This window comes from Negativicoccus succinicivorans, from assembly GCF_014207605.1.
Taxonomy (GTDB): Bacteria; Bacillota; Negativicutes; order Veillonellales; family Negativicoccaceae; genus Negativicoccus; species Negativicoccus succinicivorans.
This window is the reverse complement of the sequence record NZ_JACHHI010000003.1, coordinates 42208-52658: the sequence shown is the minus strand read 5'-3', so window position 1 is coordinate 52658 and position 10451 is coordinate 42208. Positions and strand designations below refer to the sequence as shown.

Sequence of the window (10451 nt, the reverse complement as noted above, 5' to 3'; positions counted from 1 at the left end):
TAAAACAAATTTTCGGTAAAGTGAAAACCTTCTTGACAAAAAAATCCTCGTTTGCTATTCTTATATAGTAACTTAACTGGTCATTGACATAAAAAAAACGGTATGTTACAATGGCATCTGTTGATATGCGGGAATAGCTCAGTGGTAGAGCATCGCCTTGCCAAGGCGAGGGTCGCGAGTTCGAATCTCGTTTCCCGCTCCATTATTCCCTGATAGCTCAGTTGGTAGAGCAATCGGCTGTTAACCGATCGGTCGTAGGTTCGAGTCCTACTCAGGGAGCCATAGGGGTGTAGCCAAGTGGTAAGGCAGCGGACTCTGACTCCGCCATGCGCAGGTTCGAATCCTTCCACCCCTGCCACGTGATCCATTAGCTCAGTTGGTAGAGCACCTGACTTTTAATCAGGGTGTCCCGCGTTCGAGTCGCGGATGGATCACCACTTTTTTCTGGCCCGTTGGTCAAGTGGTTAAGACACCGCCCTCTCAAGGCGGGATCGGTGGGTTCAAATCCCCCACGGGTCACCATATTCATTTTAACCTTGGGGAACAATTTTATACACGGCCCGTTGGTCAAGTGGTTAAGACACCGCCCTTTCACGGCGGTATCGGGGGTTCGAATCCCCCACGGGTCACCATTTTATATGGGCGATTAGCTCAGCTGGGAGAGCGCCTGCCTTACAAGCAGGATGTCGGCAGTTCGATCCTGTCATCGCCCACCATCTATGGCCCGGTGGTGTAGTGGTTAACATGCCGCCCTGTCACGGCGGAGATCGTCGGTTCAAATCCGATCCGGGTCGCCATTTTTTCTTTTTTGCCTCGGTAGCTCAGTCGGTAGAGCAGAGGACTGAAAATCCTCGTGTCGGCAGTTCGATTCTGCCCTGAGGCACCATTTTTTCACAGCTTGCGGCTGTGGCGGAACAGGCAGACGCGCTATCTTGAGGGGGTAGTGGAGGTAACTCCGTGTGAGTTCAAGTCTCACCAGCCGCACCAACTACATATTACCCACGCGGTTGTGGCGGAACTGGCAGACGCGCTGTCTTCAGGCGGCAGTGGAGCAATCCGTGAGAGTTCGAGTCTCTCCAACCGCACCACTTAACAAGAACCGGGCATTGCCCGGATTTTTTATACGTAAATTATAAAAATACAGGCAATAAAAAAGAGCTTTGAAAGCTCTTTTTTTATTGCGCGGATTCATTTTCAACCGCATTTAAATGACTGTGCTTGCGACCGTAAACGAAGTAAATAATCACGCCCAGGATAAACCACGCGGTGAAAAGTTCCAGCGTGTGGGCGGAGAGCTGCGAAAATATGTAGAGACAGGAGAGAAAACCGAGCGGCGCGATCAGCCACACGGCGGGACAGACGAAACGCCGTTTTACATCGGGATAGCGTTTGCGCAAAATCAACAGCCCGCTGCATGAGCAGAGGAAGGCGAAAATGGTACCGGCGCTGCACATTTCGGCAACGATATGAATCGGTGTGAAGCCGGTGATGAATGCCACAGCCAACCCGACGATCAATGTAATCCGGTACGGTGTACGGTACACGGGGTGAACACGGCACAATGATTCGGGAATCAAACCGTCGCGGCTCATCGCGTAAAAGGCGCGGGTTTGCGCGTAGATCATAACCAACAATACGGTTGACAGGCCGCAAATCGCACCGGTACCGATGATGGCCGAGCCGAGACGCAGACCGATTTTTTGTAAGACAAAGGATGCGGGAGCGGCGGTGTCGAGTTCCGGATACGGAACGACACCGGTCATGACGGCGCTGACGGCGATGTACAAAAGCGTGGTCAGCGTCAGTGCGGCGATAATGCCGATCGGCATGTCGCGTCCCGGATTGCGTGCTTCTTCCGCCGCGGTGGAAAGCGAATCAAATCCCAGGTACGAGAAAAACAGCACAGCCGTACCCGCGGATACGCCCGACCAACCGTACGGTAAGAACGGCGTCCAGTTTTGCGGGTTAATATGCGGCCCCGCCAAGAGCAGGAAAAGGAAAATCGTGCCTAATTTGACAAAGACCAGCATGCGATTGGCGCCGGCGCTTTCACGAATGCCGCGCAGCAGGAAAAACAAAACGACGCCGACAATCAACATGGCGGGCAAATTCATCAGGCCGCCTTCGGCGGGAACGGTCGTGAGCACTTTCGGCAAATGGATACCGATGTCCGCCAAAATACTTGTAAAATACGCCGACCAGCCGCCGGCCACGGCGCTCGCGCCGACGGTGTATTCCAGGATAAGCGACCAGCCCACGAGCCAGCCGAAAATTTCACCGAGTGAGACATACGCGTACGTATACGATGAACCAGCGACCGGAATGAATGACGCAAGCTCCGAGTAGGCGAGACAGACGAACGTACAGACAACGGCTGCAAGCACAAAGGAAAGCATCAAACCGGGGCCCGCGTATTCGGCGGCAACAATGCCCGTCAAAACGAAGATCCCCGTCCCGATCATGACACCTAAGCCCAACAGGGTAATATCCAGCGCCGTCAGCGATCGCCGTAATTTACGATCTTCGCCTTGCGCGGCAATTTCCGCGAGTAAACCGCGCAGATTTTTGGTACGGAAAATAGACAAAATCACATCGCCTCATTTAATATAAATTTATTTCTATTTTAGGGATATTTATTTTAAAATGCAAGCTTGTAAAATAAAAAAGAACCTCGTCAAGACGAGGTTCTTTTTATATCTTATTTTCCCAGCGGCGCAAGGTACGCGGCGAGGGACTCTGCTGCGGTTTTGTTGTTCGTATCCGCTTCGCGAATGAAAATTCCTTTTTGCACGGCCGCATACGGCGCTAATTTACGAATGCGCTTCACCGACTTACCGAGACCGCCGCCGCCGCACGAGCAAATCGGATAGATCGTTTTGCCGGTCGTGTCGACATCGTGCAGAAAGCGCATGACCGGTGTGGGCAGTTCCCACCACCAGAGCGGATAGCAAAGAAGAATTTCACGGTAGGCGCTGATATCCGGAATCTGACGCAGTTTCGGCAATTCGCCCGCGATGAGGCTCGCGCCGGAGCGCATAACGCTCAGAATATAGTTTTCCGGATAGCGGGCGACCAAGTTCAACTCGCAAAGATCACCGCCGACTAACGTTTGGGCGAGACGGGCGAGTTGTTTGGAATGACCGGTTTTTGAAAAATAAACAATCAGCGGTTTAGCCATGCCGCATGCTCCTTTCCAAAAAAATAGCGGACCCGCAAGGGTCCGCTATGCGGGTGTATATTATTTTGCCATGAAAGCGCGCGTGAACCAAATCTTCAGCGCGTAGAATTCGACATGATCTTCCATCATGTTAGCCAAGAGGAAGTTGTCTTCTTTGTCCGCTTCTTCACGAATCTTCAATGCTTCATCGCGCATGAGTTCCAAGTCGCCCAAAAGGATTTCGAGAGCGTCTTTCACCGCATACGGTTTCGATTCGATTTCTTTGAGGCTGGCGATCTTCAGATATTCTTTGGCGGTAACAACCGGGAATTCTCCCTGTTGCTTCATGAGTTCGGCAACCGCATCATAGTATTCAAATACTTCCTCGTAAATCTCTTCCAGGAATTCGTGGATGGCTTTGAACGGAACTCCTTCGACGTTGAAATGCAGGTTGTGAAGTTTAATGTTCCAAAGAGCCAAGTCAGCCAAATACTGGTTTACAGATTTTGCATTTTTCATTATATAACTCCTCCTTAATACTAATCAGGCCACCCTTTTGTGTCCTTTTCTTGTCCTATGATTATTATATCGTAATTTATAGATATCCGCAAGGATCATGCGAGTCATGTACCGAGTTCAGGTGACGGAAACGTTTCCCGGCAATGGGAGACCGTGAATATCGGTCGTTGTGTTCATGCGCATTTGTCGCATTATAAAATGGCCCAAATGAGGGGTCAGGCGTTTAGCGGATTACGGTTTACAAAAAGGTGCGGAAAAGCATGCAGAAAATCCCGCCGGCAAAGGCGGCCGCGCGGTGGATATATGCTATAATGAAATAATAAAAATAACGAAAACAGGGAATATCCCGAGGGAGTGGCAACATGGTTTCATATTTGGTAATTCTTTTGGTCGCTTTGGCCTTTTTATTGGTATGTCGTCTTTTCTTTTATAAACCCGCGCCGCGCCGGCGTGCTCCGTATGTGCCGCAAGCGTCCCGTCGCCGCCACGCGCACGAAAAAGTGGTGCCGGAGCGTTTGCAGGTGCATTCGGAACCGGCCTGGTCGTCGAGTACGGTCGATACCACAGTGGTTCAATCCGCCGCCGCGCCGGCGGTCGCCAAAGCGGGGCAGGAAACACGTGAATTGCCGCGCCTTTCTCCGACCGCTGTCAGTGAACCGGAGCGGGACGAATTGGCGCAAACGCAGATTGTCAATCGCGAAAATTTAAAGGAACTCGTAGAAAGTTCGACGGAACCGGAACCGGCACTGGCGACGGCGAATGCGGTTCGTGAAAAAGAGCCGGTGCGGCAACTCGCGCCGGAGCCTGAAATTATTGACACATTGGAAGACACGCAGTCGTTACTGCGCCGGCAGGTACGTCATTTTCTGGTGCGGTATGCGACTATCAGCCCGGATATGGCGGACGATGTGGAACGGGTGACGGCGTTGGCGTTTGCCAAGTTGGGCGATGTGGACGACAGCGAGATCCAAGATATGATCGCTCACATTATGGTGCAGGAAGCATTGCAAAATGCGCAGCGCGTCTATGTTATGACGCCGGATGATACCGTTTTGGAAATGGTCACGGATGCTTTTGCCGAAGTCGCTTTAGGGGAACGCACCGAAACGCAGACCTTATTGGCGTATGATGCCTTGGCGGCGATGACGCATCTGGAACAGGGACATTACCGCATCTTGGCGCTGCTGCTTTTATTCCATTACTCGCGTCACGCGGATAACATCAGCGCGGCGGCGTTTCGCCGTTACGCGAAAAAATATGTGCAGCCGTTACTGCAGGATTTGCCGACGGAGTACAGTTACTATCAGCAGCTCGAATATTTGCGTTGCACCAGCATGGCGCGCAAGGATTTGCCGCTCGGTCAGGTGCTGCGTGAATCGTACCCGTACTTTTTCAGCTACATGGGATTCACCAAAGAGGAATTGGCGGCCGCGCTTGCCGGCGAACGTTTACCGGCGCAATACCTCGTGCGCTCGGCGTACGGTGACTACTATAAATTGGCGGTTACCGATGCCGGCGAACTGCCCGACTTTTTCCGTTCGGCTAATATTACCGACGAAACCACGCGCAACCAATTGACGGAACTGATGCAATCGCGGCCTGTCGTGTATGAACGGCGCGCGTCGACCAAAGTGTTGCGGACGGTGGCACCGGTTCTGGCGCGGCTCGCCGACGCGTGGGACAGCAGTATGCTGCGCCGTTCCGCGCCGACGCTCTTGGGCATGTATATCGGTAAGCTTTATTTGAAAGAAGAAATCCAGGAAGATTTTGACTTATCACGCTGGCTATAAGAAAATGGAGGCGGCAGGGTGGGAGTTTTTGATATCATCGGTCCGGTGATGATCGGTCCGTCGAGTTCACATACGGCGGGAGCGGCGCGTTTGGGACGTTTGGCGCGATACTTGCTGGGCGAATCACCGATCAAGGCGGATATTACTTTTTACGGTTCGTTTGCGCAAACGTATCGGGGGCACGGGACCGACCGCGCCTGTGTGGCCGGACTCTTGAACTGGGCGCCGGATGATCCGCGCTTGCGCGATGCGTTGACGATGGCCCCCGAGCTGGGACTGCAAGTGACGATTACCGCGTCTGCTGCGGAAACGGAACATCCGAATACGGTGCGTTTTCATTTGACCGGCAGCAGCGGCAAAGCACGTGAGCTGATGGGCGTATCCACCGGCGGAGGACGGATTCGCATGCGCGAGTTTGACGGTTATTCGGTCGATTTGGACGGGTCCAATCATACGCTTTTGACGCGGCATAATGATCGTCCGGGGATCGTGGCCTTTGTGTCCCAAATTTTAGCGGCACAGGATATTAATATTTCGGCGATGCGTCTGTTTCGACAGGAACGCAAGCGCTTGGCAATGATGTTTATTGAAACGGATACGCCGGTCGCCAATGCGACGTTGGCGGAGATCGCGGCGCATCCGGCGATTGAAGTCGTGCGGACGTTTCCGCCGGTGTAAGGAAAGGATTCGACATGAGTTCGCTACGGGAATTATGGGATCAAGCGACAGCAGCCGACCAACGTGTCGGTGATTTTGTCGCGGCGCAGGAAGCGGCGGCCAATGAACAGCCCTTGGTGGCAGTGCGGCGCAAAATGCAGGATATGCTGGCTGCGTTTCGTGAGTCGGCGCAGACGGGGATCAGTGACGGTGGCAGTTCACCGAGTGGTTTGACAGGCGGGGATGCTTTGCGCATGCGCGATGCGGCCCCGCATTTTTTAAACGGTTACGCCTGGCGCGCGGCCACGCTCGGTATGGGCATCGCGGAAGCTAACGCGAAAATGCGCCGCATTGTGGCGTGTCCGACCGCGGGTTCGTGCGGCATTTTGCCGGCGGTCTTGCTGACGCTGGCGGAACGTTTGGGCAGCAGTGATGATGATATTTTGCGCGCCTTGTTTACGGCCGCGGGCGTCGGTGATGTCATTGCGAAAAATGCGATGATTGCCGGTGCCGTCGGCGGTTGTCAGGCGGAATGCGGAACGGCGATCGCCATGGCCGGCGCGGCCGGTATCGAATTGTGCAACGGCACGACCGAGCAGATGGATCACGCGGTCGCGTTGGGACTTAAAAATGTCTTGGGACTGGTTTGCGATCCGGTCGGCGGTTTGGTTGAAGTACCGTGTGTGAAGCGCAATGCGTTTCATGCGGTGCACGCGTTGGTAGCGATCGAATTGGCGCTGGCCGGCGTAAAAAGCGCGATCCCCGCAGACGAAGTGATCAGTGCGATGGCGGAAATCGGTCACATGATGCCCAAATCATTACGCGAACGCAGCGAAGCAGGGCTTGCGACAACGCCCACGGGCAAAGTGTGGGCGCGCAAGATTCGCGAGCAATGATACCGTTTTTTACCCGCCGTTATCCATTACCGGACGCAGTTCGGACATTACTGCAGACATTGGAGCAGGCGGGCTTTGAGGCTTACGCCGTGGGCGGGTGCGTGCGCGATACATTGCTGGGACGCACGCCGCACGACTGGGATATCACGACGGCCGCCACGCCGGACGAAGTGGAGCGGGTGTTTGCCGCGTCGCCGTTTAAAGTGGTCGGTACTGTCGGACGCGCGTTCGGCGTGTCCCTGGTGGAATGGGCGGGCGCAACCTATGAGGTCGCCACTTTCCGCGGGGAAGAATATGGAGCGGACAGTCACCGCCCGGAAAAAGTGTATTACGCCAAGCATTTTGCGGACGACCTGGCGCGGCGTGATTTTACCGTCAACGCCATGGCGTTTCGTTCCGACGGCACATTGATCGATCCTTACGACGGCCGCAAAGATTTGAGGAAAAAACGTTTACAGACTGTCGGCGCTCCCGATGAACGCTTTCGGGAAGACGCTTTGCGCTTGTTTCGCGCCTGCCGTTTTATTGCGCAGCTCGGTTTTCGACCGACGCGTGAATTGTGCGCGGCGATGCCGCAGGCGTTTGCTCGGGTAGAGGGACTTTCGCTGGAACGCGTGCGCGCCGAACTCGATCGGCTGCTGGTCGCGCCGTATGCCGGCCGCGGTTTGGATCTTTTCGTTCGTTCGGGATTGGCGGAGCAAACGTGCCGGGTACGCGAACAGGGAATCGATAAAACGGTTGCGATTTTACCGGAATTGAGCCATTTACCCGAAACGCCGCAAGGACGCTTCCACGCCTACGACGCGTGGTTGCATACGCTGGTCGTTGTGGAACACAGTCCGGCTACATTGGTGGCGCGCTATGCGGCGCTTTTCCATGACGCGGCGAAAGGCCTGCCCGGTATCCGCGGCTTTCATAAAGGCGATATTACCGATTACGGTCACGATGTGCGCAGCGCCGAAATGGCCAAAGCGGCGTTGACCCGTCTGCAATATCCGGCGACGATGGTGAGCCGTGTCGAATTTTTAGTCGCCAATCATATGAAATACCATCAATACGCCAATACGGCGGATGCGAATGTGCGACGTTGGTTGCGCCAATTGGCGCGTTCGGGAGAATTTCGCACCACGAGCGAACTGACCGAGGCGCTGGACGAATTAAATGACTTGTGCGTGGCGGATGTGATCGGCTGCGGACGGCCGCTCAGCGCTACCGACGGTCATCGCGCATTCGGCGGCGCGGTACGTGCCGAACTTGCCACAATGCCGGTGCATACGCGGGATCTGCGGTACGATCCATCATTACCGCAACGTTACGGGAAAGACACGGCGACCGTGTTAAAAGTTTTGCGCCAACGGGTGCAGGACGGAACTTTGGCCAACGAGCCGGAAGCGTTAACACTGGCTGCTGAACGATACCAACTGAGGCAGGAAAGGAATGCGCATGACGAAGGAACGAGTAAGGAGTAAAACCGTACCGCAGAAAAAGCGGGGGAGGACGCGCGTCGCGTTTCTCTTTATGGCATTGGCTGTGTTCGGCATCCTGATCTGCGGCAGGCTCTTTTATTTACAGGTGGTACGCGGCGCGTACTATGCGGAACTTGATTTGGGACAAGCCGAAGAAGTGCGGCCGCTACAGTCGCCGCGCGGCACGATTTATGACCGCAACGGCAAAGTGCTTGCGGTGAGCGCCGTCACGCTTTCGCTGTACGCGGATCCGCAAGAATTGAACCGGGACCCGCAGGCTTTGGCGCAGATACTGGCGCCGCTATTGTCTGTGCCGGAAGATAAGCTCGCGGAAAAACTCGCCCAAACCAACCGTTTTGTGTGGTTGGAACGCATGTTGGACAAAGAAGTTTCCGATCAGGTGAAAGCGCTGATCGGGCAGCAAAAGATTACCGGCTTGCATTTTGTGGAAGAAAGTAAACGCTACTACCCGAACGGCAATTTGCTGGCACAGGTACTGGGCTTTGTCGGTATCGATGACAAAGGTCTTGACGGTATCGAGATGGTGCTTGATCAGGAAATTAAAGGAGACAGCAAGCAGCAGACCATTATCACGTCGCGTTACGGAACGCCGATTTTGAAATCGACGCTTTCCCAACTTTTCCCCGATGAGGAGCGCAGTGTCTACTTGACGATTGACGCGCAAATTCAATTTTTTGCGGAGCGCGCTCTTGATCGCGCCATGGGTACGACACGCGCGGCCGGCGGTTCCATTATTGTGATGGATCCGCGTACCGGCGAAATTTTGGCGATGGCCAATCGTCCGACATATAATCCGAACCGGTTCGCGGAAGGTACGGAAGAAGATTTTCGTAATCGCGCGGTGACGGATCTGTATGAACCGGGGTCCACGTTTAAACCGATCATCGCGGCGGCGGCGCTGGCATCGGGTTCGATTACACCGGAAACGGTATTGCATGATACCGGCTCGGTGTATGCGTCGGGACACACCATTCAAAACTGGAACAGCGAAGGCTACGGTGACGTACGCCTTGTCGATATTATCAAATATTCGATCAATACGGGTTTTGCGATGGTCGGTCTGCGCACCGGCGGAGCGGTATTGACAGATTATGCGAAACGGTTCGGTTTCGGTCAACCGACGGGCATCGAACTGCCGGGCGAAGGCGAGGGTATTTTGTTCAACCCGGACGACATGCGCGACAGCGATATAGCGACCATGTCGATCGGGCAAAGTATCGCCGTCACGCCGTTACAAATGTTGCAGGCGTACGGAGCGCTGGCCAACAGCGGTAAAATGATGAAGCCGCATGTCATTGCGTCCATTGTCAATCCCGACGGCACAACGTATCAGGCGAGCCAGGCGGAAGAAGTCGGACAACCGATTACTCCCGAAGTGGATCACACGTTGGTCCCCATGCTCGAGCAGGTGGTTTCCGGCGGCGGCGGGGTCAAAGCGCAGGTCAACGGTTATCGTCTCGCCGGCAAAACCGGTACGGCGCAGAAGTTGGATACGGAACGCGGCGGCTACTTGGAGGGACGTTACATCGCGTCCTTTATCGGTTTCGGTCCGATTGAACAGCCGGAAGCGGTCTGCCTCGTTGTTCTCGATGATCCGGAAGGCGTATACTATGGAGGACAGATCGCCGCGCCTGTATTTGCCGAGGTCATGGGAGAAATTATGCGCTATCGAGGCATTCATCCCAATGTGACGGACGTGGCGGATACCGGTACGGCGGAAAAAGCGGCTCTCGAGCCGCTGACGTTAACGCGAACGGAGGAGGGCAACATTATTGTGCCGGACTTCACGGGACGACGTTTGCGCGATGTGTTGGAATGGGCCAATCAGGCTCAGGTTGGCGTAGTGCCGGAGGGCGAGGGCGTAGTTATCACGCAAACTCCGCTCGCCGGACTCACTTTGGAAGATACCCGACAGATCCGGGTGCAATTGGCGGAATAAAGGAGG

General features: G+C 54.6%; 8 protein-coding genes and 11 tRNA genes. 16 read left to right on the top strand and 3 right to left on the bottom strand.

The window, feature by feature from the left end; translation table 11 throughout:
• Positions 1 to 127 precede the first annotated feature (127 nt).
• From HNR45_RS03630 to HNR45_RS03580, 11 genes are all read left to right on the top strand, one after another.
• A tRNA-Gly gene (locus HNR45_RS03630) sits at positions 128 to 202 on the top strand.
• Between the two features lie 4 nt (positions 203 to 206).
• A tRNA-Asn gene (locus HNR45_RS03625) sits at positions 207 to 282 on the top strand.
• A gap of 1 nt (position 283) precedes the next feature.
• Positions 284 to 358 (top strand) — tRNA-Gln (locus HNR45_RS03620).
• 3 nt (positions 359 to 361) lie between these two features.
• Positions 362 to 437, top strand: a tRNA-Lys gene (locus HNR45_RS03615).
• A gap of 9 nt (positions 438 to 446) precedes the next feature.
• Positions 447 to 522 (top strand) — tRNA-Glu (locus tag HNR45_RS03610).
• 35 nt (positions 523 to 557) lie between these two features.
• A tRNA-Glu gene (locus tag HNR45_RS03605) sits at positions 558 to 632 on the top strand.
• A gap of 8 nt (positions 633 to 640) precedes the next feature.
• Positions 641 to 716 (top strand) — tRNA-Val (locus HNR45_RS03600).
• Positions 717 to 721: 5 nt separating this feature from the next.
• Positions 722 to 797 (top strand) — tRNA-Asp (locus HNR45_RS03595).
• A 13-nt stretch (positions 798 to 810) separates the two neighbouring features.
• A tRNA-Phe gene (locus tag HNR45_RS03590) sits at positions 811 to 886 on the top strand.
• Positions 887 to 900: 14 nt separating this feature from the next.
• Positions 901 to 987 (top strand) — tRNA-Leu (locus HNR45_RS03585).
• A 16-nt stretch (positions 988 to 1003) separates the two neighbouring features.
• A tRNA-Leu gene (locus HNR45_RS03580) sits at positions 1004 to 1088 on the top strand.
• Between the two features lie 87 nt (positions 1089 to 1175).
• Here HNR45_RS03580 and HNR45_RS03575 read toward each other — a convergent pair.
• The 3 genes from HNR45_RS03575 to HNR45_RS03565 form a co-directional block, all read right to left on the bottom strand.
• Positions 1176 to 2585, bottom strand: a complete 1410-nt coding sequence (locus HNR45_RS03575; RefSeq protein ID WP_159822629.1) for an amino acid permease — start codon at positions 2583 to 2585, stop codon at positions 1176 to 1178.
• Between the two features lie 113 nt (positions 2586 to 2698).
• Positions 2699 to 3178: a flavodoxin gene (locus tag HNR45_RS03570; protein WP_024048694.1), complete on the bottom strand. Its 480-nt coding sequence runs from the start codon at positions 3176 to 3178 to the stop codon at positions 2699 to 2701.
• A 60-nt stretch (positions 3179 to 3238) separates the two neighbouring features.
• The gene (locus HNR45_RS03565; RefSeq protein WP_024048695.1) at positions 3239 to 3676 is read right to left on the bottom strand and encodes a Dps family protein; all 438 of its coding nucleotides are present in this window, start codon (positions 3674 to 3676) and stop codon (positions 3239 to 3241) included.
• 362 nt (positions 3677 to 4038) lie between these two features.
• On the opposite strand from HNR45_RS03565, the gene HNR45_RS03560 reads away from it, so the two are divergent.
• Genes HNR45_RS03560 through HNR45_RS03540 form a run of 5 tightly spaced genes read left to right on the top strand, consistent with a single transcriptional unit; the run spans position 4039 to position 10445 of the window.
• Positions 4039 to 5466 carry an LPO_1073/Vpar_1526 family protein gene (locus HNR45_RS03560; RefSeq protein ID WP_159822627.1) on the top strand — a complete coding sequence of 476 codons (1428 nt, stop codon included), beginning with the start codon at positions 4039 to 4041 and terminating at the stop codon, positions 5464 to 5466.
• Between the two features lie 18 nt (positions 5467 to 5484).
• A complete protein-coding gene (gene sdaAB / locus HNR45_RS03555; RefSeq protein ID WP_034436941.1) occupies positions 5485 to 6144 on the top strand; it encodes an L-serine ammonia-lyase, iron-sulfur-dependent subunit beta in 660 nt (219 codons plus the stop codon).
• Positions 6145 to 6158: 14 nt separating this feature from the next.
• A complete protein-coding gene (gene sdaAA / locus HNR45_RS03550; RefSeq protein ID WP_024049292.1) occupies positions 6159 to 7019 on the top strand; it encodes an L-serine ammonia-lyase, iron-sulfur-dependent, subunit alpha in 861 nt (286 codons plus the stop codon).
• A complete protein-coding gene (locus tag HNR45_RS03545; RefSeq protein WP_159822625.1) occupies positions 7016 to 8488 on the top strand; it encodes a CCA tRNA nucleotidyltransferase in 1473 nt (490 codons plus the stop codon). Before sdaAA ends, HNR45_RS03545 begins: the two co-directional genes overlap by 4 nt.
• Entirely contained in the window at positions 8463 to 10445 is a 1983-nt protein-coding gene (locus tag HNR45_RS03540) for a penicillin-binding transpeptidase domain-containing protein (protein ID WP_159822623.1), read from the top strand. The genes HNR45_RS03545 and HNR45_RS03540 overlap by 26 nt, the downstream gene beginning before the upstream one ends.
• Positions 10446 to 10451 lie beyond the last annotated feature (6 nt).